A 25,005-nucleotide genomic window follows, 5' to 3' on the forward strand; every position below is an offset into this window, starting at 1 on the left:
GAACGTATTTTCCTGACAGCTTTACCCAGTTTGGGCTAAACCAGGAGGGAATTGCTAATTTTCTCCCCTAGCCTGCTATCCAGAATATCCTGCTGAGACTACGAGGTAATAATGGCGAGAGGGTAAAAGTGTGATGCGTCCCTCTATAAGATTTGAAATTTTGAATTGCCGATTTTGGATGGTACAAGTCTTGCCAGTAGCCACTTTCAGCAATCTATTTTAGGCGATATTAAGGTAAAAGGTTATAGTACAATTTCACAAAAGATGGTACATCAGAGACACCAATCCCTGCAAAGAGAGTGCATCTGCGCCACAACGCGATCGCTAGAAAAAAGGGCTGCGAGAATTAAAGTACAGCCCCCATAAAGTGAATTGATATAAGCCGGGACACTTGTGGAGTTTAGATAGCCAGCCTTCAGCTTTATCCTGTCCTCTAGCGGTTCATTTCATATTTACAGAAAATTGCAGTGCTAAGTGGTAGGGGCATAGGCTTTTTCCCTGCCCCATTGCCTGCTGAGTCTTCAAGGATGAGAAATTAAGTATATTTTCATCCTTAAAGTGAGGGAGCAGTTCATTCAAAACTATTGATTTTCTCTCAAGCGCTGAAAGGGTGTCGTTTGGCTAGCAGATGTCGTCATACTGGGAAGCAAAGGCTCTTTGGCAATGTTGTCCAGTCCAACTGCCTTCAAGAGTTGTTCCCACTCAGCAGAATAAGCGGAATTGTTCGGATTGGAGCGGCGCAGTTCTGCCAGAGTAGTTAAGGCATCAAACCACATCCCCGCCTCTGCATAAACATCTGGGCGCTTATTCGGTGTAGCCACCCTCAACTGATTATCAAGCTGCGCGGTTTGTGGAACCCGCTGAATCGAACCTTGTACAAAAACATCGAGCGATCGCTGTTCGGAATCGCAAACCATCGATAAGATCCACTGATAATTCTTACCGACTTCCAAGGGTGGTAATCCAGCATAAGTCGGAAGACTTATGCTGACAATACCCCCCTTTCCCATAGTCATGAAGGTTGTTGTATAAATCTCTTGATCGTTTTTTTCATCCTTCAGTACGAACTCTAGTGCCAGTGGCGAGGCTTGGGCAGGCACTGGAGGGACGTAGAATGAAAAGCTGGGATATGCGGCGACGGTAAACCCAATGTTATTGGCAGGAATCAGCGCAGTGAGGGGCTTGCCTGCCGCCGGACAACTTCCAGGACTGCGAGTTCCGCCCCCTTCTCTGCGCCCTGGTGCCCCAACGGTTTTAGGTGGATTATATCCAGCAACTATCCACCGATCGGGCATTCCTTGGGCGAGTAGTGTTGGTGGTGTCCCTATCAGAGTTGAGAAACCCGTGAGCAGTGCTACTTCCATAGAGATAGCTAAGGCTCGTTTTAACCTAGGGGACTTCATCCAGTCCATAGCAGAACTGCTCCAGAGAGTTTTGAGTTTTGAATAGATAGGTGCGGTTCAACCAACAAGATTCGATTGTCCCGCCCTAGATTGACTGACTACCCAACCCCTACATCGTTTTCTTCACGATCCGAACTCGGCTTTCTGCCTTCATCGAGTCGCATTTTGGAGTTGAAAACTCTGAACAAGTGGGTCAAATATTCCTATTTTTAGCAGATATAACAACCCAAAGACTGGTTGTTTTAGTTTGAGCCAGTCGTTCTTCGACTAGCTGCGCTCTGAACTAGAGGCTCGCTCGCAACCTTGTTCAGTTCAACTGACAGTAACAGCTTTTTCCAGTCAGATGCCAGGGTAGAATCGTTAGGATTCAAGCGGCGTAGCTCCAGAAGGGTAGCGAGTGTCTCATGCCAAAGGCGAGCTTGTGCATAAAGACCAACGCGCTCTTGTAAAGTGGCTCGCTGGATTTGTCTGACTAAGGCTGAATCTGGTGCGATGCGCTTGATCGCACCCCCTACGACAATATCTTTCTCCCGGCTGTTAGCATCACAAATCACCGAGACGTCCCAATGATATTCCTTGTCCTGCGCCAAGGGTGGTAAATTGGCGGATGGAGGAAGGTTAAGGCTGTAAATGCCAGGTTTTCCCGCGATCGCAAAATTCGCTTTGTAGACTTCTCGATCGCTTGCATCCCTCAGCACAAATTCCGCTGACCGAGCTGACGTTGTAGACATATACCATGAAAAGGTTGGATACTCTGCAACTGTTAGCCCAACACCCAAGGGTGTCAAGGCAGTGAGACCTTGCGTGCAAGGGATGGGTTGGCGGGTTGCACCTTGTTCTCTGCCATCAGGGGTGCCTCGCTCTGGCGGCTTGAAGTTTAAAGTATCTGGTAGTAAGCTACGGCTGAGTGAGGCAGGCTGTGCCTGTGCCTGGGAAGGCACGTTCAGAACCAGTCCGAGCGTTAAGGAAACAGCCAGTGTTGTAATCTGTGAGTAGCGTTTCATCCAAATCATGCTAGAACTGTTTTCTGTTGACACTCCCCAGAACTTAAGCTGTGGGATTTTTACTTCAACGAGTCTACTTAAAAAATTGAAATTGGGTTGAATTTTGCCGAGGGTTTCTCCTTTAGGGAGCGTATCGCGAGCGACCCCTAATTGTTGCGGCACTGTAGTTTCTTGTGTAGACCTCATTGATCCGGTCTCTTTCAATTTCCAGACCTTTTCAAGCGGAGTGCCTGAAGATTTTGCCCATCCAGACAGTTGTGAATGGCTCTGCACTCTGACACTTTTGAAGGTTCTGTTTAACAACCAATCGCTAGATTGATATCGCTTTGGAGCAGCAAGCTCGTCCGATCGCGTGTCCATAATTATATATCAAACTCATGTACGGAAAATTTGTTTTTCTATTCGGACATCGAGTCATGAAGTCTGCCCTTCTGCAAGAATCCCCAGAGGGGGCATCTAAAGGCAATGGGTCGGCTCAATCCTTAGTTAGGTCATTAATTAAAGAAGTCCTAACCGTTGTTAGAGTTCCCGGCTGACACACACAAATAAGATCGTACTCAAGTTCGTATAAAGCAGTTGTCTTGGTTGCATTTTTGGTAACTTGGGCTAAGACTAGGGTCAAACCAATTTGAGAGTGGCGATCGCTATTCTAGATTGACTAAATCCTCATAATCCCAAATCCCAACTTTCAAACCCCTCTGCCTCCCTGGGTATCCACTTCTACATAAACTTCACTGAGATTTGAGATGATTCCTGATTCAGCGGCTCTACCACTCAAAGAAAATCCTTGGCATCGGACAATTAGACCGATTGCAGCTGCTGCCATACATGGCATTGCTTCTCAGAAAGATACACTTATCGCCATTGACGCCACTAACGGGTATCTGCTGCAAATCGATCCGAAGAGTGACAACACTACTATACTCAATGCCAATCATCTGCCAGATTTTCTGGGCGTGACTGGGTTAGCTCTTTGGGAAGATACTCTCTGGTGTACCCAGGAAAATGGTGTTTTCTTTTGTCCAAACGCCATTAATGGCATCTCTACCACTGATTTGACGCCTCAGTCTTTTGTCACATTGCCCTACCCAGCCAATGGGGTTGCTGTTTGGGAATCAACTGTTTACGTGACTTCCCAGAAGGCGGGATATATTCTTGTTCTTAGTCGTGAGACAGGTCAAGAAATTACCCGATTTTATGCCCCTGGAGTAGGGGTAGAAAATATCACAGTCAAGGGTGAGGAACTCTGGGTTTCCGATAGCATTGAGCAAACAGTTTACTGCCTTGACCGAGCTACGGGTGAGATCAAATTCAGCGTACTGACGCCTTTTGAATGCCCGACAGGGTTAGCTTTTTACACAGATCCTCAAACGGGGAAAGATATTCTCTACGTAGCTTATGCAGGTGAGGAGCCTTACCTGCGCGATAACCCGAACGCCGACCCGAATTACGAATTACAGTACCGCGATCGCACGTTTATTCACCCGTTGTATTTTTACTACAACGAGGCTGAACGCTACGCTCTCTCGAATGGTTATCTGATGGAAATTTCCTACGTCGAGGAACTTTCCCCCCTCGACGAGGTGGATTTAGAAAATGTGGAGTGGCGAATTGCTCTACCCTCGGAGACTCATCGGCAGAAGATCAGAAAAATTGAAGCCGTCGGATTGCCTTTCACGGAAGAAATTCAAGACGGACAGCGGGTGGCTGTATTTAAATTTAACAGTCTCAAAACCGGCGATCGCCATATATTTGGCTGGAAAGCCCTGATAGAAGTCTGGAGCATCAAATATCGCCTGACGCCCAGAGATGCCGAAAAACTTCCCGACCTCCCGCCTGAGTTACGCAGCAAATATCTGACGGATGATGATGATTTGGCAATGGACACCGATATCATCCTCAAGGCCGCCAAGGAAGCGATTGGCAGCGAAACGAATATGCTGCGGAAAATTTTCAAAATTCGCAACTATGTCTATGACCGTCTTTCCTACGGGATTAAGCCCTACATTGACCCGCCAGATGTCGCCTTAGAAAGGGGTGTTGGTTCCTGCGGTGAGTACCTGGGGGTTTTACTTGCCCTGGCGCGGCTGAATGGCATTGCCTGCCGCACGGTAGGTCGCTACAAGTGCCCTCCCCATCCTGAATTGATGAATTTGCCCCTGCAACCTGATTTTAATCATGTCTGGATGGAGTTCTACCTGCCTGGATTTGGTTGGTTGCCGATGGAATCCAATCCGGATGATGTGGTCGAAAAAGGCCCCTATCCATCGCGGTTTTTCATGGGTTTAGCTTGGTATCACGCTGAAATGGGCAAAGGTATCACCTTTGAAAGCTTGATGAGTCATGGGGAAAGAGTCAATAAGCAGTCCGTTTCTATTGGAGAATTATCTCTAAATCATGTGAGATTTACGATTTTGGAGGAACTAGCACCGTCCTCATAAGGGTGAATAAAGTCAGAAGGGTGGGCACTGTCCACCCTTTTTTACTGGGTACTCATTGCTAATTGTCCGCTATTCCCTAGGAGGTCGCTGCTTAAACTGTCACAAACTGTTCTCCGTTTTTACCAAAAAGCAGCAGTTTAAGGAAAATGGCATCTATCGCCTATTAAAGTAATTGGCAATCGCTAAGCGATCGCTAATTTAAGACTTTCGGAGTATGTCAATTTTTTATGTGTCACAAAATTTAAAAAAAATCCGGATTGCTCTTCGATACTAAATTTGTCCTGTAAGTATCAATTTTTATCAAAAATATAAGCTTTTGAATATCAGAATGCTGTTACAAAGATACTAAATAGAAGGTTGAATAGGTACTTAATAATCAAGGTCAAAGCAATAAGGAAGAACTGAATCTATGAATAATTCTAGCATTAAAGAGCGGTCGGTCGATCTAGCTGGAAATCAATATCCCCATCCGCATTATTTACAAACGCGATCGCGCATTAATTATCTGATTGAGCGCTATCTATCGTTGGAGATTCTCCAGCAGAACCTGTCAGACTTACCGAGACAGTTTAAAAATCCTCATCAGCGCCGCTGGGAAACGATTGATTGGCAAGCAATTACTTCTAATCAAATTATCGGTGTCGCTCCCGAATTATTTATTGCAACAGTTGCAAATGCGGTGGAGATTGAAACGCCGATTCGCGCTTATGCGATGGAAAGCTGGAATTATTTGCAGGCAGCCCACTTTCCAATGGCGCGATTTGTGGGCGGTACCTTTGCAGCGGATGGCACGATGCTAGAAGTCGGAATATGGGAGAAAGAAGAACGGCAACACCGCCCCACTTTTAGCAAAATCTATCAACAATTAACGGGTGATAAACTACAATCCCATCCGAACTCAGTAAAAGGCTATGAATCGAGTGGAAATCTACGAGAAGATGTTTATAAACACGCGATCGCCCGGATCGCAACCGAGTGGGGAGCAACGTCTGTATATCTCTGGTTAATGGCTCATTCGACGGGGGCATTGCAACAAGCGATCGCGCAACCCATGCAAGACGAAATCAATCACCTAGCAAAGTTCTGGGGGATTAGCCGTTGGGCGTTTGGAGATTCCTATCTCACCCGCTTGCAGGGCACCACTAAAAATTTAATGGGTCTTCTCAAACATCATCAGGGCGAACGCCCGAAAGGGAACGATGTCTTGCAAATTGGCTATGCCTTATACGCGGTGGAATTAGTTTTCACATTTGCCCGCCTCATGGTGCAGCTGCGTCACTGGAACCAAATGCTTACGCCTGATTATCTCGAAGAGTTGTTTGGGCTGCCGCCACAACAATTAGCTGCTAGCTGATAGCTGTTAGCTGATAGTCTGGACTGAGTAGGGGGGCGCTGCCCACTCTACTCATTTGATGATTTGAATAGCTGAAGATGAATGTAATTCCAGCGATTGATTTGCTAGAAGGTCGGTGCGTACGGTTATATCAGGGAGACTATGCGCGATCGCAAGTTTTTGATAACAACCCCGCTAATATTGCTAAACAGTGGGTAGAACAGGGGGCAACCCGGTTGCATATCGTAGACCTCGACGGTGCTAAGGCGGGTCAACTGGTCAACCGGCAGGCAATTGAGGCGATTTTACAGGCAGTGTCGGGAGAAATACAAGTAGGGGGCGGCTTGCGCGACAAAAGCTCGGTCTCTCAGCTGCTAAACATGGGTGTGAAGCAGGTAATCTTGGGAACCATAGCTGTAGAACAACCCCAGCTGGTCGAAGAACTTTGCCAGGAATTTCCAGGGCAAATTATCGTAGGAATTGACGCTCGGAATGGACGAGTTGCCACGAGAGGCTGGTTAGAAACGTCTGAAGTTGCGGCAATCGACTTGGCTAAGCAAATGCAACAATTAGGGGTTGCTGCCATTATCTACACCGATATTCATCGAGATGGCACGCTTTCTGGCCCTAATTTAGAGGCATTAAGAGAACTCGCTAACGCTATTTCCATCCCCATTATTGCCTCTGGCGGTGTTAGTTCGATTACTGACTTGTTGAGTTTACTAACACTCGAACCCTTGGGAGTTAGCGGTGTGATTGTGGGTCGTGCCCTCTATACAGGTGATGTTTCGCTCAAAGCAGCCCTGCAAGCGATAGGGTCGGGACGTATTCAAGATGTCCCGCCAGATTTGGGCTTTTCCACTTTTGCTTGACACTTCAACAAGCTAAAGACGCGCAGTTGCGCGTCTCTACATTTCCTTCTTTTTATCCCCAAAATTAGAGGTTTAGTTAATTAGCCTATAATAAGCCCGGAGGTTGGGTTGAGGCACGAAAACTAACATCTAGTAAGTTTAGCGAGTAATTGGGTGAATCATAGTGAAACCCAACCAACAAATTACTTTTTCTGTTTAAGCTTTTTATGCTTAAGTAAGTGCCATTCGCTAATTTTTACACTCCTTCCGGCTGGGGAAGATTTACGGGCAGCTCGATACAGAATTCCGTTCCTTCTCCCGGTGCCGACTGACACTTCAAGACGCCGCCATGTTTTTCTACAACAACCTGGTAGCTGATTGACAACCCCAAGCCAGTACCTTGACCGACTGGTTTGGTAGTAAAGAAAGGGTCAAATATATGTTGCTGCACTTCAGATGGAATGCCAGGGCCATTATCAGTAATCTGAATGACCACCTTATTGTCATTTGCCAGTTCGGTGCGAATCCGGATAGTAGGAATGTCAGTTGTTTTTCTACTGGCAACTGACCATTCACCATTAATGATTGACTCTTCTAGGGCATCAATCGCATTACTCAGAATATTCATAAATACCTGATTGATTTGCCCAGCATAGCAATCGACACGAGGCAGGTTGTCATACTCTTTAACTATCTGGATCTCGGTGCGTCCTGCTTTCGGCTTCAAGCGATGTTGTAACAAAAGTAAAGTGTTATCAATTCCATTGTGAAGATCGAAAGGCTCTCTTGCCGCTTTATCTAGACGGGAGAAGTTCCTCAAGCTCAGCACAATTTGTCGAATACGTTCAGCTCCCACTTGCATTGAATTCATCAGTTTTGGAAGGTCTTCGCTGAGGAAATCTATGTCTAGTGCTTCTGCTGCTTCTTGAATAGCGGGTGTTGGTTGTGGATATTCCTGCTGGTAGAGGTGAACGAGGTGCAGCAGGTCTTGAGTATACTCCGTCGCGTAGGGAAGGTTACCGTAGATAAAAGAAACCGGGTTGTTAATTTCGTGAGCAACACCGGCGACTAACTGCCCCAAACTGGACATTTTTTCGGTTTGTACCAGTTGACTTTGAGTTTGTTGCAGTTCGTATAAGGCTTGTTCCAACTGAGCTGCTTTGTCTCTCAGTTGCGCTTCCGATTGAATTAAAGCTGTCTCAGCCAGTTTGCGATCGGTAATGTCACGAGAGTTCACAACAATGCGAACCCCTGGTGCATCCATGACCAGATTGCTGTGGGTTGCTTCGATATAACGCCATGAGCCATCTTTGTGCTGAAACCGGAACTCAATGGATAAAGCAGTTGTTGAATTTTCGAGGACGCCTTGAAAATCGTTTTTGACTAAAGAAACATCCTCTGGGTGAACAAGATCAAAGGTATTTTTGCCAATTAATTCTTTTTGCTTGTATCCTAAAATGCCCTCAATGGCAGGGCTTGCGTATTTGATGGTGCCATCGGCTTCCAAGATTGTGATCAAATTGGAGCTGTTTTGCAGTAGCGATCGCCATTTCCCTTCATTTTGCGCCCACACTACTGCTTCCCTCTTGCGTTCCTCTTCTACACCGATCGCCGCAGCCATAATCCCCATCAGCTTCTTGTCAGATTCTGTGGGAACAAACTGGTTCTGATAGACCACGCAAAGCGAGCCAATATATTCACCCGCGCATCTAACTGCTTGTCCAACGTAGGTTTGCAGTTGGTAAGGAATGACCCAAGGATCGCTGTGTGCGTAGGGAGTGTTGGGTAAATCCTGAATGACATAAGGCTGGTTGCTTCCCTGCTGAATTACGTCATAACAGAGATGTCCGTCCAAATCGCCTACGTTTGGGAACTCCGACGGCGTTTGCCATTGACCCCAAGACCACAGTAAGCCTTGATGCAACCGATTGTAGACTGCCCAAGCACCGCCGAGTAATTCCCCTGCGGATGCCGTGATGCGGTTAATATTCTCATCCGGGTCGGAACCAAGACCCGAAAAACATTCATTGATTTTTGAAAATTGTTCGCTTGCCTTTTGGTTGGTGATTTCACTCAGCGTGCAGACGACTTGCTCGACGCAACCGTCTGGATCTAACTGCGGTTCGGTGTTAACAGATATCCAAATGCGATCGCGCTTTGTCGGTCTATAAACCCCTAGCACCAGGTTTCGCAGCGATTGCCGGGTCGAAAGCAGCAACAACGCTTGCTTTGCCCGGACTGGTGCCGTGTGGAGTTTCATCTGAAATGGCGTTCCATTCTCTTGGATAACGTGCCAAGCGGGATCGAGCGGCATTTGATCCAGCATCTGGTCTGCTGTTAAATCCAGCAAGTCCAGTGTCGCCTGATTCGTAAAGCGTATTTCTCCTTGCGCTCCCATCACCAAGACGCCAACTGCTAGTTCGCTCAGAAGTGCCTGAGGGAGGGTATCCATCCTGGGCGCTGATTGGGCAGCGCCTTGCTGATTCGCTTGTAAACTTCGCATAGCTTTCAATCAAGGCACTGGCTGAGTACCTGGAGTTTTTATTATGGCAATCTTTGTTAACTCGTTCAGCCGTTGGACTGGATACACCCTTTTGTCTCTACTCTGGTATAGCCTTTCTAGCTGTGGAGCTGCATACACCCTGAGTCGTAACTTTCAGACTATTTTATTTAAGTCTTTGAAGCCACCAGATTAACAAGTTTGTCTACAAATAGATAGATGCTTATTTTTTCTAAAAGTTACACTCTAATCACTGTAGCTAAGGGTTTTGAGTCTCTATTGGTATCAGTTTTAACAAGTAATGAGAATTTCTGGCCTAAAAGGAGTTGTTTTCCTAAAACTAGGTTAAAAAATTGAATAGGATATTTAGATTTCTGTATATATTTTTAAATATTTAAATAATACTTGTCTTTTCTTAATGTCCAAAAAGCTAAATTGTTGCTAGTTGTTCTCTGGAATTAACCACAAGGACTATTCCTAAGGATTAATCGGTTATTCGCCAGTCAGTATTCGTTATTTTTTACACGCAAACATACTGAAAGTTTTGACCTAATCAAAAATTAAAGTAAAAGGAAAAAGCAGTTTTTATACCTATTTTTTGAATTGCAAAAGACAGCTTAATGAATAAATGTTCGTCTAATTGCAAAAAAAACGATGGGGCAGTGCTTTGGGTACTGCCCCATCGATTGATTCTGTAGCTGGTTGAGCAAAGGAAAAGTAGCCGCGTGCTTTGTGCAACAGCCGCGTTTTGTGGTAGAGAGAATCAGCGAGAAGCTTGGTGGAGTAACTTTGCTAGCAGCAGCAGTTGCTCTTTATTAAACACTTGAGCCAAAACCTTTGCCGCCGCCCTAGGTTCTACAGGCACGGCGATTTGTTTGATGGATGTCGGAGTGGGTTTTGACTCCGTTGGGCTGGGTGCCCCTTCCCCAACTGCCACCTTTGCCGGCGGAATTGGGGCGGTAGTTGCTTCAGGGGAAGCTGCCAACAGCCGCAAACTGGCACTCGGCGCGATCGCGTCAGTTTTTCCGTGTGGCAACAGATCGCTAGCCTGCTTGAGTTCCTTAATTACAATCGGTGCCAAGGTGGCATAAGTATTTTTGGGATTAGCGATCGCTCGATTTGCAGTTCTTACCAGCACTTGCCAGGTTTTTATTTCAGCACTCATCTGCACGAGACGACTGCACAAAGCGCAAAGTTGTTGACGATTTGCGGGTGTTTCTGCTTGTTTAAACAGCGGCAACATTTGTTTTAGCACCCCAGTCACCTGAGCAGAAATATCTGGAGTTGACGTTTTGCTCGCTTCTGGCGCACTTCCTGCCGCCCCAAGCAGGCGGTTAAGGTGTGCCTGTAACTTAACAAAATTAGGTTCTGCTGCTTGCACGATTTTCTCGCCTTCCTCTTCTCGGAGACCAAATGGCCCCTGAAGCTGGTCAACTAAGTGCTTAAGGGTGTCATACCCTTCTAAAAACATGGACTCCAGATCGTTATCGATATTGACTGGATGTTCCTTGAGGAGCTTGAAACAATCCTCAAACCGATGGGAAACTTTTTGAATACTGTTAAAGCCCAGCATCGCTGCCCCTCCCTTGACAGAATGGGCGGCGCGGAACATTTCATTAATCCTTTCTTGATCTGCCATTACGCCTCGCAAATCCAGTAGCCCTTTTTCCAGGGTTTCGAGGTGTTCTTTTGCCTCCTCGATGAAAAAGCCTAAAATCTTTCCCGACTCCACGGCAGCATTCCTCAAAACAACAATTTTGTGTAGTCACCTGGTTATGGGGGAGTCGTTCCTGGCAGTGGATTTTTCCACTAGGCACTGTTTACCCCTGTTCCTGTCGGCACGCCTCAGGTTGAAGCGCAGCTAAGTTTGATATACGTTGGAGACTGTTCCTAAAATAGCCGAAACCACCAATTTAAAGCTTGGTAGCAATACTTAAATTAGCAAGTGCTAATTTTGCCATTGCGTGAAAGTATTTTATAACTAAGCTTCAAAAAGCTGAAAGGCGAACCAGTGGCTTCTAAAACAAACAACACTTCACAGTTACCTGTTGACGGGCGAAGTCACCGGGTTCGATTGTCGCCTTCCTTGTGTTTTCCAGAGAATACCAGTGCATGGAGGGCGAACCCGTAACCTCTGGCGAAGCCGATAGCGGCGCGGATTCGCTTAGTCGTGCGCTCTCTGGGCTATAGGACGCATAGAAACGTAGAAAAAAATAGAGTTTCCAAATCAGTTACGAATGCGAAGGGCTGAATGCAAGTACGATTTTCTCTGCCTCAGTCCTCAGCCCTCAGTCCTCAGTTCTCAGTCCTCAGTCCTCAGCCCCCAGCCCTCAGCCCTCAGTCCTCAGTCCTCAGCCCTCAGTCCTCAGTCTTTACCCCTTACTCCTCTTACCAAGGATTGCCAATCATCGTGAAAGCTGCCCAGTAGTAAGGATGTGTCAGCTGTGTGTCGCCCCGGTTGGCGAGTTCGGGTGGCAGCTTGATGTTTCCTGTGGGGAGGCGCAGTTCGCCCGCCTCCAAGCGTACCTGCCCCTTGAGCATTGCTATCTGCGCTTGCCGTAAAGCTTCTGACTTGATCGGGGCTTTCTTCAATTGGGCATAGAAATCCGCCATCAATCCTTGAGTTCCCTCGTCGCTGACATACCATAAACTGGCTACAACTGATTTCACCCCTGCCAGCACTGCTATGCCCCCAAAGCCTAACTCTGCTTGTTCATCTCCCAGTGCGGTGCGACAGGCACTCAGTACCAACAATTCCACTGGCGGGTCATTCCAGCCCAATTGGCGCAGCTGGTTGAGTCGTAGCTTGGTATCCCATAACTGAATGTAGGAGTTTTCGATTTTCCCAGGTTTAAATTCGCCATGCGTCGCCAGGTGGATAATTCCATAAGGCTGTTGCTGACGCTGTGCCTTGAGATTTCCTAGCGTAAATTTCTCGTTGAGGAAAGATTTCCCCGACCACAGCGTCGGAGTGATGATAGATAATTCAATCGGCACGGCTGGTAAGGAATTCAGTTCGGTAAACTTTGACGCGCCCATTGCCAAAACTTGAGTGTTTTTGATACTCACATAGCGGGTATCGGTGAGGCTGAGACTGGGCATCATGCCGATGCTGTAGTTTTCCACCAGGAACTGTTGACCATTGTGGAGGGCAGCCATTGGCAGCGATCGCAAACCTGTATCCATCAGAAATACTAGGTTTTGGATACCTCTAGCTTGTAAATCGGCTTCTAAAGGTGCCACCATCCACTGATAAAGTTCCTGAGATGGTGCCAGGTAGCCATTGAGTTTTTTAAGGTTAGTAACTTCGCTGCGGAATTGTTTAGCGACTGTGAGAACTTCTTCGCGTGTTGTCCCCTGCACCCGTTTGCGAATTGGTTGACCCTTGGCAGTGATGACAACTAATTCGAGTTGGTCATTGTCTTGGGCGGGAAGACTGGTAGCGGGAGTAGCGGCGGGTTGCGGGGATGCTTGGCTGAGGGCAAAGCCTTGGGGATTAAACTGCCAAAGGATGTCTGATTCTGGCAATGTTGCAGGTAATAGAGTCTTATCGGTAGCTGAAGGAGGTGCCGCCGTGGCAGGAACAAAAGTGATGTAGATAAGTGCTGGTTTTATCCCAGTCGATTTTTCAATGTTTTGAAGAATATCGCGGGCTTCGGTGAGGGTTCTAATCGGAGTATCCGCACTTCCACTAAAATATTGCTCAAACTGGCGCGTGAACGGTTCGTCTAGGTCAGCGAACAAGGTGTCAACTTCCGCGAGAGCCGAACTGGCAGACACCGACAATTGGGGCGTTAGCGTTTCCTGTGGAGGCTTGATTTCCTCTGGCAGGGGACTCGGTGAGGACGGTGTATCAGGTTGGTCGGCTTGATCGGCAGTAACGAGCTGAATCTTGCCCTGAGTATAGCTGCCGGGGAAAGATCCTGAAGCAATTGTATTGCCTGACCCAGTTGTTAATACTCCGGCTGTGCCGTTATTACTAGCGTTGCCGACAACGAAGGGAACGTTTTTGGAACCGCCTCCGTGGCGCAGGATGATGGAACCTTCACTAGCACCCCCAGCGGCAGAAATACTTGCTTTTTGCCCATTTTGGTCAGTGAAGGTGCCCGTAGCTCGAAACAGACTTTCGGTGGTAATGTCAACGATGCCCCCTTTGCCTCCCGTTCCGCCTTGGGCATTAATGAAGCTAACTTGAATGTCGTTTTCGGGGTCAAGGGTGACATTACCAGCATCTCCGAAGCTAGCGCTGGAATTAATTCCCAGCGTTGTAATGCTGTCAATGGCAGATACAAAGATATTCCCGCCTTTCGTGGTGCCTGAGGCAGTTAAATTTCCGGTTTTTATCGCGGCTGTTTGGCTGATGAGGGTAATATTTCCGCCAACCCCATTATCAGAATGAGAGTCGATGTTAGCAGTGGTAAGGTTGTTTTTAGCAGTAAGAGCGATCGCGCCCCCATTTCCCGTCGTCTTGCTGGTATTGAACGAACCTGTACTGATGCTATTGTTCGCTGTTATTTTAATCCCGGTAGCCGTAATATCTTTTGCAATGACATTGTTGCCGCTATTTACTGTCAGATTATCTAGAAAATAACCATTTCCTCCCACTGCATCCTGGAAAGTGACATCACTGCTGACACTGATAGTTAGGTCGGTACCATTGCCGCTATTAGCGAGGATACCGCCAAAGGTAATCGAGCCAGCGCTACTACTGAGTTCTATCGGGTTTTGACCGACGAGGTAAACATCGCCGCCATAGTTTTGAATTCCACTGCTGGTGACATTCCCGCCGATGACGCTACTCCCCTGTATTGTCACGCTGGCTGCATTGACGCTGTCATCCAAGCTAGTGAAGCCACTGGTGTTAGCAGTTAAAGCTCCGATGGAAGTGCTGTTGCCCACTGCATCAGCGATTTGAATGTTGGCGGTACCGGCAGTTAAAGTGAGGTTTTGCCCCCCTGCGCCCGTTCCGTTTGTCTTGCCACTGAGATTAATATCACCACCCCCTTGAGCGCCGGTACTGAGGGTGATGTCTTTACCCAGAAGCGTATCGCCTTTGATAGTAATGTTTTGATCGGCGGTAGCGATATCTGCGTTGAGGGTGGTTAATCCAGCATCAAGGGTGATGGAGGCGTCCCCCGTGCCTGTAATGGCTCCATTAACCGCCACTGAGCCAGAGGGTGCTTGAACGGTGAGAGGATCTTTGAAGGTGACACCTGCACTATCGATCGTAATCGCACCACTGCCATCAAGGCGTCCAATCGTAATAGAGCTAAAGCCATCTTGCAATTGTCCCAACTTTGCGGCGGTCAGATTCAAACTATCGGTTACAGGAGTCGCATTCCCAACCTGAATATTTTTCGATGCTGTTGCGGGTGCCAGTCCAATTTGGTATCCCGCACCGCTGACTGCCCCATTAAAGTTAATCTCGTCTGCGGTTAGGGTTGCATTGTTACTCAGCGTCACAGGGGTATTGAAACTGAGGGTGCTGCCGCTGGTTGTGGTAACGTTGCCGTTCAGGGTGAGATTGGAGGCACTATTGACGCTCAAATTTCCAATAGGTGTAATATTGCCGACAGCGTTCCCAAATGTAATGTTACCCGTGTCTGCATTCAGCGTCAGATTTTGACCGCCTGCACCCGTGCCATTGACCGTTCCGGTGATTTCGATGTTACCGTCCCCATAACCAGAACCATAACCATAACCAGTACCACCGATGGTGGTGAATGTGGCGTTGTTACTGAGCAAGACATCGCCAGTGAGGGTGATAGCAGATCCGGAACCATAAGCACCGCCAGAGGAATTGAGATCGCCTCCAATTGCGATTTTGCCACCTGCACTCGTTATCAGGTCAATATTTCCACCATTAAAAAAAGTAGAACTGGCGTTGAGGAAGCCTGTAGTAATGTTGCCAGTAGCATCAATGTTGATATTCCCGCCTTGGGTGGTAATGGTAGTAGCGCTACTGTTGAAAGTGTTGCTCAGGCTACTGAAGTCACCGCCGTCAGTATCAATCAGACCATTAATTGTTACATTGTTTGCTCTAGTTCCCGCACCCCCTTGACCTCGAAGCACGACATTTAGGGCGTAGCCATTACCGCCGATAGAGCCATTGAGGATAATGTCATTGGCTGCCTCAAGAGTAAGAGTGACAGGACCACCAAAAAAATACCCACCGCCAATCGCTGCATCAGCATTCTGCGTAATATTGCCTACCTGGGTGCCATAAGGATTATTCGTGGAGATGATTACGCTACTGCCAAAGTTGAGGGCGTTATTGATTGCGCCATTACTAATCGTAGAATTGTCGGCATTCGCAGTGAAATTTGGCGAAAAACTGTCCAAGCTACCATAGCCATAACCGCCGCCATTGATGATAGTGATATTCGAGGGGTCAAGCAGCCAAGTACCAGGAAGACCCTTGGGGGCACTTGCATCCGCTGCTTTGGTGACATCCAGGTAAACTTTGCCGGAAGTTTCGATAAATCCGCCGTTACCGCCTTGTGCGCCGCCACGGGCACTAATGGTGCCATAGGTACGGGTGGCTTGATCTGACCAGACAATGACTTTACCGCCATTGCCATTAGTAATGGCATCGGCATTGAGTGTCACATTTGCGCCGACAAAGGTGAAAGCAGCATTGGGTACGCTACCTTTCCCCAGATAATCTCCGCCAATCAATACTTGACCGCCGCCTGCATCTCCTGAGGCATTAACGCTGGCGTTCTCGACTAAACCAACTTGATTACCTAGTACAGCTACTGCACCGCCAATACCGGCTTGAGTGTTGGCGGTATCCAGCTTCCCAGAGACAATTGCAGTTCCCGGTTCTGTGGGAATGGTAATACCCGATCCGCTTAGCACCACTTTTCCCGCACTGTTGACGGTCATTTTGGTGGCATTGGCGACACCTCCACCGGAGAGTAATTGCGGCAGTGAGGGAGGATTTGATAACTGGGCATTAAAGCTGGAAGGTAAGACGGATGGCTGAATTTCTAAACTCAGCACGTTTCCCGCTTGCGAAATCTGTACCGTCTTCTTGCCCGGTACGGCGGCTACGGTGATATTACCTGCTGGTGCTTTGAGTTCTCCGGTGTTGACGATAGTTCCGCCGATAAGAGTGAGATTTTTTCCCTCTCCCACCGTTAAATTCCCAGCGTTGATAATGCTACCCGGCTGGGATGTGGTAAAGGCAAAGAGATTGGGCGTGCCTACCAAGTTGGCGTAGTTATTAGGATCGAAGGCATTGAACCAATTGTCACCAATCCCTATTCCGGTGGCGGTGGTGGCGGTGAAGCTTCCTGGTACGTTCAAAGTGGCACCCGAACCAAACACAATGCCAGCCGGGTTCATCAAGTATAAGTTGGTGGAGTTGCTGCCGGAAACTTGGATAAGTCCGTTAATAATAGAAGGGTTGCCACTCGTGACGCGACCCAAAATATTGTGGATAGATGGGTTAGAAAGAAAGTTGGCAATTTGATTTTGTTCTAAGCCAAATTCGTTGAAGCTGTGGAAAAGATTTCCTCCATCGGCTGAAAGTTTTCCACCAGTAATATTGAATTGATTGCCAGAGGTGGTGACATTGGTGTTGGTGCCGTCAGGTGCGGTGGTAATTGATTGTGCTTGGGCAAAAGTTGGAGAAAGGCTACAGGTGAGGGCGAGAAGGCAAGAGGCGATGTTTTTAGCAATCGGTAATCGAGAATTAGTAATCGAGAATTGGTAATTGAGAATTGATTGCTTTTTGCGAACTAATAGGACTTTAGAGTTGAAAGGGAAATGGCTGAGGATGTGCAGTTTTACAGAGAAGCGATCGCTTAATCCTCTCCTTTGCAGTGCCCGTGCGATCGCTTTGCAGGCGTTTTTCGCCTGTTGCTTGGTATAGGTGTGCGAGTCACTCGCCTGATGGCAACGATAGTAGTAAAGTGGCTTGTTGATATGCCGTACTTCGGCAACTTCTGACAGCTTCAGGCACAGATCGTAGTCTTCAACGTAGTCGAAGGACTCTTCGATTCCCCCCACTTGGTCGAAGAAACTGCGACGCATCAACCGGAAGTGAAAGGTCATAAAATCGAGCAAAAGCCGCTCTTTGGAGTAGGGGATGCGACAGCGCTTCCCGTAGTCGATGACTTTGCCGCTTTGGTCGATGTCGATGTAGTCGGTGTAGACAAAACCTACCTCCGGGTTCACCTCTAGCACAGCTGCTGTCTCTTGCACTGCTGTGGGCGCAAGCAAATCGTCACTATCTACCAAACCGATGTAGGTGCCGGTGGTTTGCGCGATCGCTGCTTGCAAGGCGCTGACTCGTCCTTGATGTTCGGCTGCAACTACCCGAACTCTGCGATCGCGGGCTTCGTATTCACGGGCAATTTCTACAGTTCTATCTGTAGAACCGTCATCCCACACCAGTAGCTCAAAGTCTTGCCTAGTCTGCGCCAGAATACTTTCAATCGTGGCAGCAAGATAAAGTTCCCGGTTGTATGCCGTGATGACTAGGGAAATGGGTACGAACATGGGAAGACTCCGGAGGTGTTAACTCTCGTTGCCGAAAGTCATGCGAGTGCTAACTAAATTATTTTCTTTTCTAGAATACTCCTATGGATAGTTGCCTTGGTGAACTTCTTTATACAATTCCTCCTAGAGATTTGCCTCACATCATCCTCCGGGCGGGCGGTTGAAACCGTACAGCGACAGCAAGCACACAAACGAAACCTGCCGGGAGCAGGTTACATTTATATCGATCGATCGCTGAAACTCTAAAAATCTACGCCACGCTTCAAGTCCACCCCTCTGTCAGCGTAATGCTTATGGCAAATCATCTCTGAATGGACGCTGGCAAGGTCAAAATACGCTGGACGATTTAGACAGCGCCCCGTGATAATCACTTCCGTGTCGCGGGGTTTGCGTAGCAGTGCGTCTACGATTGGTTGTTGATCCAGCAGTTCTAAGTCAACTGTGGGATTGAGTTCGTCTAAGATAATTGTCTTATAAAGCCCAGACGCGATCGCTGCCCTAGCAATCTCCCAACCGCGTTCAGCTTCCACATAATCTAGTTCTTGCTGTTGTCCGCGCCAGACAATCGCATCTTGTCCGCAGCGCTGATGATCGACTAAGTTTGGGTAACTTTGTTGCAAAGCTGCGATCGCGGCATCCTCAGTATATCCAGTCCCACCTTTGAGCCACTGCATAATCAGCACTCGGTGCGACTGATCCTGACTAATCCCGCGCCCAATCGCCTGCAATGCTTTACCCAATGCGCTAGTAGACTTGCCTTTACCAGCACCCGTATAGATTTCTATCCCCTGTAAAGGCAGGGAAACCCCGTCCCTACCTTCGGTAATCGGGTGGTGCGGCTTCATCTCAGAGTGCAAATCCGCAATTTCTAGCAGTTGTTGGGGGGCAGCCCGACCTGTAACAATTACTTCCAACTCCTGCGGTTTATGCTTGAGCGTCCGAACCACTTCCTCCACTGGCAACAAACCCAAGTCCAGTAACGGGTTCAGTTCGTCCAGAACTAGGACAGAATAGAGGTCAGATGCGATCGCGCCTTTTGCCACATCCCAACCGCGCTGCGCCTCCTGGCGGTCAAAGCGCGTTATTTCCTCCGCACCAAAAAATTCTGACCGCCCTGTGCGAACTTGGTCAATCAAGTGAGGGAAGCCTTGTTGCAAGGCAGCGATCGCCCCATCTTCATCGTAGGAGCGTCCCGGTCCTTTGAGAAACCGCAACAGCAGCACTCTCGTTGCTAAATCAGTATTAATTCCCAGCCCAATTGAGCGTAACACCACGCCCAGCGCCGCCTGGGACTTTCCCTTCCCTGCCCCATCGTAAACATGAATCTGACCGACGAGACGCTCAGAACGCACTTGAGCCGTGCGAATGCCGATCCCCATTCTACTCATAATTCTCATGAATCTTAGCTGTCACAAACTGTTAACAATAGCAGCTTAGAAGGGTAAAGTGAAAAGAATCAAGAGTAGCCGTTCCACAAAAGCTAAAGTTGAGACTAGAAATAGGTAGTAGGGGATAGGGAGTCAATTGTCCATCATTCAGTTATCAGTTCTTTTTTCTCTTCTACTGAGTTATTTCTCGCGCTAAACTACCCACCCCTCTACTTAATTTAGGAGTATTCCAAATATGCTTTCTTTACATAAAAGTTTTCTTGATATTCCCAAATTCGCAGGATAATAGAAGTAAAGAGCAAGCTGCCATCAAAACATCAAAATTTACGTCTAAACTTAATTAAATAGGTTTCACAGAGACAACCTTATGCTTGCAAATGTTTTCCCGCTTCAAACGATTTTATTTCAATTTTTATTGCTGTTGGTTGGAATTGCGATTGAATCATTCATTTTATACCGACAATTAAATCTTAGCCAAAGAAGAAGCATTGACTATGCCATTTCGATTAATTTATTTTCAACAATTTTGGGTTGGGTAGTTTTCTTTTACGTACATCCTTGGCTTCCCCGGTCACTGAAATCTCAGTTAATCAGTTATATCTTTTTTGATCGATTCTTTCCATTTGCTCAGTCGTCCAATATTGTAACAGAACTAATCTTAAGTGGCTTTGTTGTCTTCTTTGCCACCTTTATCGTTAAACTAAAAGGATTAGAACTTTTACAAATGTTACTGGAAACACCGTCTTATGGGGAAAGACAAAACCAAGAAAAGTTCAACCTACAAGATTTTCGACTTCTTACTTTTAATTCCAACCCTCTTTTAACTAATACTATTTTTCAGGCTAATATCTACAGCTTTGGGGGATTCGTATTGCTTCTATTTATTCGGACTCAATTTAGTTAAACTACAAACATTTTTTGAGTTAATCATCTTTTGATAGATGAATTTAAATTTTAGTTGCGACCAATTTATCAAGTTAGGCTTAACTTAATAAAGACTTACAAAGAATATGGCATCGATTCTTGACTTTTTTATTTTCAAATACTTAATTAATACTTTTAAAGTATTATGGAAATCCCTAGCTCCTTCCCGTGCTTATTCCTGGAAAACGTTTATTTATCTCAGTTTCTTTTCTTGGGTAATGTCATTTTTTGCAACTGACTTAGTACATGATATTATCACTCATTGCGGTTGGTTATTTTTAATTATTGGAGTGAGCTGGGCTACAACAGAGAATCCAATAAAAATTTGGGGTGTTCCGATTGGTCCTTGGATTACGGGTGCCTTAATCTGTATGTTTTTATTTGGCGATTGGACTGGGAGTATCCCACCGATTGCTTTAATAGTTTGGCCTACGCTTTCATCAGTAATTGCTGTGTTTCCAACCTTTTTTGATGAAAGATTTAGATTAAAAGTACCGGCGCTGCAATTTCGTCAAAAAAGTGTTATTTTGATTGGCAGCAATATGGTAATTAGCTGCTGGATTCAATTTTATTTTATTAGTCAAGATTGGTTAGAACAATATCCTACCTTGCTGTCGGATCATTTTGGGAAAACCACGATGGTATCCCAATCAGCATCTCAATCAACAAGGACTCTTAGAGGTACGGTTATTTTAGAATTTATGGAACCCTTGATCGTACAAGAATTAGAAAATAAACCTTGGTCGGAAGTGGAGCGATGGCTGCTAGAACCACAACCGCGTATAGAAGCAATTCGGGCAGAAGCCGCAAAAAAAATTCCGCTTGTGGAAGAAGATTTTTGGTGGCGTTATACCTATAATATTGGTTCGATTAACTCAGGATACAACTTACAATTACGCGCAATTTGGCAAGGTCCTCGTTCGCAAACCGAAGCATATTATGTGGAAAAAAACTGTCAAATTACTCAAAGTTATCAACCAATAGTAACTGGAGCAAGGACAACGCCTAGCCAGACAGCAGCACAAAATATTGCGGTTGCACAAGTCAATTGTCAGCCTATCAGCGAACTAAAAAGCTATGAATGATGAAGACTCTCTCTAAAACTTATCAATAGAGCTAGGAAGTGGCTGCTCGTGGAAGATAGTTGATCGCATAAAGAATTAACTATTAGTAACAAAAGAGTTATTTTTTATTCGTGCCAAGGATAAAATATAAATCGTTGAGAGAAATCATCAATGATGATTTAGAAGGACGATGAGTTTAAGCACAGTAAAATCGAGGAAAATAAATGTGTTTCGGGCAGCGATCGAGAGTTTAAAGAGAATTTGGGCGATCGCAGTGAATGGGTTTCGGGAAGTCATCCGCGATCGCGTTCTCTATATCATCGGTTTGTTTGCGCTGTTAATGGTGGTGGCGTGGCGACTGTTGCCAGAAGTGGCAGCAACAACAGAAGATAAAATTCTTAAAGATGTTGGATTAGCAGCAATGGATGTACTGGGAACCATTGTTGCTGTATTTGTCGGGACTGGATTGATTAACAAAGAAATCGAAAAGCGCACTGTCTTAGTGTTAATTCCCAAACCGCTCAGTCGCGCCGAATTTATTATTGGCAAACATCTGGGGCTATCAGCCGTTTTAGGCGTCTCGATCGCAGCTATGACGGCAATTTATCTTGGCATCCTCAGTTTAAGTAAGATTTCTTACCCGCTAGGTAGCATTCTGATTTCGGCGCTGTACTTGTTTTTTAAGCTATCTTTACTGACTGCTGTCGCGTTGATGTTTGGCGTCTTTACAAGTTCGCTGTTAGCGACCTTGTTTACATTTGCAGTGTATTTGATGGGACATTCCAGCCGAGATTTAGTAGAGCTGGGAAAATTAAGTCGGAATGTAGACATCGAACGGATCGTAAATGCTTTATATGTGGTACTGCCAGATTTATCTCGGCTAGACCTCAAAAATCAGGCGGTTTATGGTCTTTTGCCTTCTTCCTCGGCGCTTTTAACCGATGCTTTGTATGGTTTGGTGTATACCGTCCTCCTCTTAGCGATCGCTATCATAATTTTTTCGCGACGTGAGTTTTGAGCTGCCTCGCGATACAAACTAGCTAGAAGAAGCGCGAAAGTAAAAGAAGCAAACCCGTCCCTAATCCTTCGTCCGTTACTCCTTGTTTCCAGCTCGTACTTCGCCTCGTGATGCCACAACTGCAACAAGCTCCGTCCCCAGATGCCCTCCGCCTCTTGATCGTGATAGCTTCAAGCGCGGATGTCGGGCTGATTACAAATCCACTGCGGGAAGCGGACATTGATTTTACTTACGAAATTGCCGCTACATCTGCCGCTTGTCGAGAACAATTGCAGCAAAACACCTACGATGCAGTGTTGTCAGTGCAGCGGAGGGGGGATGCTAGCTCAATGACAGATAGGAAGGCTGGGAGGCAGGGAAAACTAGAAAATTCCCCTTCTCACCCCCTCACAGATGCCCCAAGCTCCTTAGAAGCATTGGAGTTAGTCCAACAATCCGGGCAGTTTATTCCTTTGATTGCGATCGCGCCGGAAGCTGAAATCGCCGATGCTGGCTCAGAACAGATGAAACATCTGCCAAAGATTTTGATGCGATCGCTCCACGAATTTGAACAACACCGAATCGAGCGCGATCGCATTGTCAAAATTCAGCAGCAAGCTCAACGAGAGGTAATTATCAACCGCATTGTCCAAGCAATGCGCGAAACGCTGGTTCTGGAGGAAGTGCTGCAAACCACCGTCAATTTGCTGCACGAAGCGCTCAACCTCAGTCGGTGTCTAATTTTTCTGCCCGATCCCAATCAACAAATGCAGGCTTGCCTTGCTAGCGAATCTACCCCTCAAAGGCAGAGCCTGATTGGCGTCTATTGCGGTTTCTACTCCTATTACCATTCCTCCCTTGCTCAAGGTGAGCCGCTGATATTCAACCAAATTGACGACCGCATCCCGCTCAAACTGCAAGAATTAGCCAGAGAGTATGAAGTTTGCTCCATGCTGACGATGCCGATGTTGTATCAGCAATCCTTGGTGGGGGGGATTAGCCTGCATCAATGTGTTAGCGAACGGGAATGGACAGAAGATGAAATCGCTTTGGTGAGTGCGATCGCGAATCAATGCGCGATCGCCATCCACCAAGCGCAGCTGTTCGCTCAAATTCAACAACAAGCAACGCGGGAGCGATTGTTAAATAATATCTGTCAGAGCTTAAATTCCAGCCTCGATCCACAATATATTTTGCAGGAAATTGTGAATCTAACTGGAGAGTTCTTCGGCGTTGATCGAGTCGCTATCTTTGCCTTAGAACCAGAGGAAATAAAGATTCTCAAAGAATGGCGAGTCAGCGAACAAGTGGTTTCTCTGTTGAACCGCAGATTTCCTCTATCGGAAAACCGCGATGTATTAGATCCTGCCTCCGAGTATTCGGTTCAGCGGGTTTTCCATGCTCCCAAACTCGCAGACGTTCCTTCTTCTTCCACCCGCCAAGAGCAAATTCAACAGTTACAAATCCTGTCTATGGTAAGAGTGCCAATTTTTATTCGCGGTCAGCTTTTTGGTGGCATTTCGTTACAATCCACAACCCGTTACCGAACTTTCACCGAAGACGAAATTCACCTTCTCGAAAGAATTGCTGACCAAGTGGCGATCGCGCTTTACAATGCCCAAAGCTATGAAGCAAGCGAGCAACTTGTCAAAGAACGTACCCAACAATTAGAGCAAGAAAAACAACTCTCAGAAGCCGCGAATCGTTCCAAAAGCGAATTTATCGCTACGATGAGCCACGAACTGCGAACCCCTCTAACTAGCATTTTGGGGCTTTCTCGCCTGCTAGTCGATCAAATTGTCGGATCGCTCAATGACAAACAGCAAGAATATCTTACTTTGATTACATCCGGCGGCGAACATTTATTGGAATTGATTAACGACCTTTTAGATTTATCCCTGATTGATGCCGGTCGAGAAGAATTCAGCCTAGAAATCCTGTTAGTGGAGGAAGTGTGTCAGGCGTCTATTTCAGTCGTGCGTGAACGCGCGCAAAACAAAGGATTGCAATTAATTGTAGATATTGCCCCAGACATCGCCACCTGCCTAGGCGACCATCACCGCTTGAGGCAGATTTTAGTCAACCTGCTCTCTAATGCGGTGAAATTTACACAAGTTGGCTCAGTTACGCTAAAAGTGGAAAAAACCGCAGACACTATCTTATTTTCAGTGATTGACACCGGAATTGGCATCGCCAAAGCCAATCATGCCACCCTCTTTGAACCGTTCCTACAGATAGATAGTGGTTTAAATCGTCAATATGAAGGAACGGGTCTCGGCTTAGCTTTATCCCGCAAACTGGCATTCCTTCATGGCGGCAATATCACCGTAGATTCAGAACTGGGACAAGGCAGCTGCTTTACTTTACACTTACCGATCCAGCCACCAGACGAATTGAATCAACCCTAAAATTCGTTACGATCTGGAGAGTGCCGAGGACTTAGGACTGAGGACTGAGGGAAGGATGAAAAACTTCTCCCCATCTCCTCTGCACCATTTGGAGAGTGCTGAGGACTTAGGACTGAGGACTGAGGGAAGGATGAAAAACTTCTCCCCATCTCCTCTGCACCGGAAGCGCCTGAAGCACCTTTGC

At 46.7% G+C, this 25,005-nt stretch carries 16 protein-coding genes; 10 read left to right on the forward strand and 6 right to left on the reverse strand.

Going from position 1 to position 25,005, the window contains the following annotated elements; all coding sequences use genetic code 11:
• Positions 1–581 precede the first annotated feature (581 nt).
• Complete coding sequence (locus NDA03_RS00630) at positions 582–1,412, reverse strand: DUF928 domain-containing protein (RefSeq protein WP_348237004.1); 831 nt, start codon at positions 1,410–1,412, stop codon at positions 582–584.
• A 233-nt stretch (positions 1,413–1,645) separates the two neighbouring features.
• The gene (locus NDA03_RS00635; RefSeq protein ID WP_348237005.1) at positions 1,646–2,593 is read right to left on the reverse strand and encodes a DUF928 domain-containing protein; all 948 of its coding nucleotides are present in this window, start codon (positions 2,591–2,593) and stop codon (positions 1,646–1,648) included.
• A 560-nt stretch (positions 2,594–3,153) separates the two neighbouring features.
• Between NDA03_RS00635 and NDA03_RS00640 the strand changes: the two genes are divergently transcribed.
• The 3 genes from NDA03_RS00640 (at position 3,154) to hisA (ending at position 7,053) form a co-directional block, all read left to right on the forward strand.
• Entirely contained in the window at positions 3,154–4,848 is a 1,695-nt protein-coding gene (locus NDA03_RS00640) for a transglutaminase domain-containing protein (RefSeq protein ID WP_190432203.1), read from the forward strand.
• A 409-nt stretch (positions 4,849–5,257) separates the two neighbouring features.
• Positions 5,258–6,202, forward strand: a complete 945-nt coding sequence (locus NDA03_RS00645; RefSeq protein WP_348237006.1) for a hypothetical protein — start codon at positions 5,258–5,260, stop codon at positions 6,200–6,202.
• 77 nt (positions 6,203–6,279) lie between these two features.
• Positions 6,280–7,053, forward strand: coding sequence for a 1-(5-phosphoribosyl)-5-[(5-phosphoribosylamino)methylideneamino]imidazole-4-carboxamide isomerase (gene hisA / locus NDA03_RS00650; protein WP_348237007.1), 774 nt, complete (start codon positions 6,280–6,282; stop codon positions 7,051–7,053).
• Between the two features lie 235 nt (positions 7,054–7,288).
• On the opposite strand, the gene NDA03_RS00655 is transcribed toward hisA, so the two are convergent.
• Complete coding sequence (locus NDA03_RS00655) at positions 7,289–9,535, reverse strand: PAS domain S-box protein (protein WP_348237009.1); 2,247 nt, start codon at positions 9,533–9,535, stop codon at positions 7,289–7,291.
• Positions 9,536–9,578: 43 nt separating this feature from the next.
• On the opposite strand from NDA03_RS00655, the gene NDA03_RS00660 reads away from it, so the two are divergent.
• Positions 9,579–9,728 carry a hypothetical protein gene (locus NDA03_RS00660; protein WP_190413262.1) on the forward strand — a complete coding sequence of 50 codons (150 nt, stop codon included), beginning with the start codon at positions 9,579–9,581 and terminating at the stop codon, positions 9,726–9,728.
• Between the two features lie 567 nt (positions 9,729–10,295).
• On the opposite strand, the gene NDA03_RS00665 is transcribed toward NDA03_RS00660, so the two are convergent.
• The gene (locus NDA03_RS00665) at positions 10,296–11,279 is read right to left on the reverse strand and encodes an Hpt domain-containing protein (RefSeq protein WP_199302315.1); all 984 of its coding nucleotides are present in this window, start codon (positions 11,277–11,279) and stop codon (positions 10,296–10,298) included.
• Positions 11,280–11,783: 504 nt separating this feature from the next.
• Between NDA03_RS00665 and NDA03_RS00670 the strand changes: the two genes are divergently transcribed.
• On the forward strand, positions 11,784–11,960 hold the full coding sequence (locus tag NDA03_RS00670) for a hypothetical protein (protein ID WP_348237010.1): 177 nt from the start codon (positions 11,784–11,786) through the stop codon (positions 11,958–11,960).
• Here the strand turns inward: NDA03_RS00670 and NDA03_RS00675 are convergent.
• A complete protein-coding gene (locus NDA03_RS00675; RefSeq protein WP_348237011.1) occupies positions 11,921–18,040 on the reverse strand; it encodes a CHAT domain-containing protein in 6,120 nt (2,039 codons plus the stop codon). The genes NDA03_RS00670 and NDA03_RS00675 overlap by 40 nt on opposite strands.
• A 99-nt stretch (positions 18,041–18,139) precedes the next feature.
• Here NDA03_RS00675 and NDA03_RS00680 point away from each other — a divergent pair, with 99 nt between their 5' ends.
• Positions 18,140–18,286 (forward strand): hypothetical protein, encoded by a 147-nt coding sequence (locus tag NDA03_RS00680; RefSeq protein WP_348237013.1) that lies wholly within the window; start codon positions 18,140–18,142, stop codon positions 18,284–18,286.
• Here NDA03_RS00680 and NDA03_RS00685 read toward each other — a convergent pair.
• On the reverse strand, positions 18,283–19,428 hold the full coding sequence (locus NDA03_RS00685) for a cob(I)yrinic acid a,c-diamide adenosyltransferase (protein ID WP_190413257.1): 1,146 nt from the start codon (positions 19,426–19,428) through the stop codon (positions 18,283–18,285). The two genes, NDA03_RS00680 and NDA03_RS00685, sit on opposite strands and share 4 nt — an antisense overlap.
• A gap of 367 nt (positions 19,429–19,795) precedes the next feature.
• Here NDA03_RS00685 and fraC point away from each other — a divergent pair, with 367 nt between their 5' ends.
• The 4 genes from fraC to NDA03_RS00705 all read left to right on the forward strand — a co-directional run bounded on the left by fraC (position 19,796) and on the right by NDA03_RS00705 (position 24,821).
• On the forward strand, positions 19,796–20,332 hold the full coding sequence (gene fraC / locus NDA03_RS00690; protein WP_190430429.1) for a filament integrity protein FraC: 537 nt from the start codon (positions 19,796–19,798) through the stop codon (positions 20,330–20,332).
• A gap of 106 nt (positions 20,333–20,438) precedes the next feature.
• On the forward strand, positions 20,439–21,437 hold the full coding sequence (locus NDA03_RS00695) for a DUF5357 family protein (protein ID WP_348237015.1): 999 nt from the start codon (positions 20,439–20,441) through the stop codon (positions 21,435–21,437).
• Positions 21,438–21,642: 205 nt separating this feature from the next.
• The gene (locus NDA03_RS00700) at positions 21,643–22,434 is read left to right on the forward strand and encodes an ABC transporter permease (protein WP_347275854.1); all 792 of its coding nucleotides are present in this window, start codon (positions 21,643–21,645) and stop codon (positions 22,432–22,434) included.
• A gap of 110 nt (positions 22,435–22,544) precedes the next feature.
• Entirely contained in the window at positions 22,545–24,821 is a 2,277-nt protein-coding gene (locus tag NDA03_RS00705; RefSeq protein ID WP_348237016.1) for a GAF domain-containing protein, read from the forward strand.
• The last annotated feature ends 184 nt before the right edge of the window (positions 24,822–25,005 follow it).

Source organism: Trichocoleus sp. Lan (assembly GCF_039961855.1).
In the GTDB taxonomy this organism is placed as follows: domain Bacteria; phylum Cyanobacteriota; class Cyanobacteriia; order Cyanobacteriales; family FACHB-T130; genus FACHB-T130.

What these genes read in the sequence shown, in the direction of transcription:
- NDA03_RS00670 (WP_348237010.1), top strand. Translation starts at nt 11,784, where the DNA reads ATGCAAGTACGATTTTCTCTGCCTCAGTCCTCAGCCCTCAGTCCTCAG.
- NDA03_RS00685 (WP_190413257.1), bottom strand. Translation starts at nt 19,428, where the DNA reads ATGAGTAGAATGGGGATCGGCATTCGCACGGCTCAAGTGCGTTCTGAG.
- NDA03_RS00655 (WP_348237009.1), bottom strand. Translation starts at nt 9,535, where the DNA reads ATGCGAAGTTTACAAGCGAATCAGCAAGGCGCTGCCCAATCAGCGCCC.
- NDA03_RS00645 (WP_348237006.1), top strand. Translation starts at nt 5,258, where the DNA reads ATGAATAATTCTAGCATTAAAGAGCGGTCGGTCGATCTAGCTGGAAAT.
- NDA03_RS00660 (WP_190413262.1), top strand. Translation starts at nt 9,579, where the DNA reads ATGGCAATCTTTGTTAACTCGTTCAGCCGTTGGACTGGATACACCCTT.
- NDA03_RS00630 (WP_348237004.1), bottom strand. Translation starts at nt 1,412, where the DNA reads ATGGACTGGATGAAGTCCCCTAGGTTAAAACGAGCCTTAGCTATCTCT.
- NDA03_RS00640 (WP_190432203.1), top strand. Translation starts at nt 3,154, where the DNA reads ATGATTCCTGATTCAGCGGCTCTACCACTCAAAGAAAATCCTTGGCAT.
- fraC (WP_190430429.1), top strand. Translation starts at nt 19,796, where the DNA reads ATGCTTGCAAATGTTTTCCCGCTTCAAACGATTTTATTTCAATTTTTA.
- hisA (WP_348237007.1), top strand. Translation starts at nt 6,280, where the DNA reads ATGAATGTAATTCCAGCGATTGATTTGCTAGAAGGTCGGTGCGTACGG.
- NDA03_RS00695 (WP_348237015.1), top strand. Translation starts at nt 20,439, where the DNA reads ATGGCATCGATTCTTGACTTTTTTATTTTCAAATACTTAATTAATACT.
- NDA03_RS00635 (WP_348237005.1), bottom strand. Translation starts at nt 2,593, where the DNA reads ATGAGGTCTACACAAGAAACTACAGTGCCGCAACAATTAGGGGTCGCT.
- NDA03_RS00705 (WP_348237016.1), top strand. Translation starts at nt 22,545, where the DNA reads ATGCCACAACTGCAACAAGCTCCGTCCCCAGATGCCCTCCGCCTCTTG.
- NDA03_RS00675 (WP_348237011.1), bottom strand. Translation starts at nt 18,040, where the DNA reads ATGTTCGTACCCATTTCCCTAGTCATCACGGCATACAACCGGGAACTT.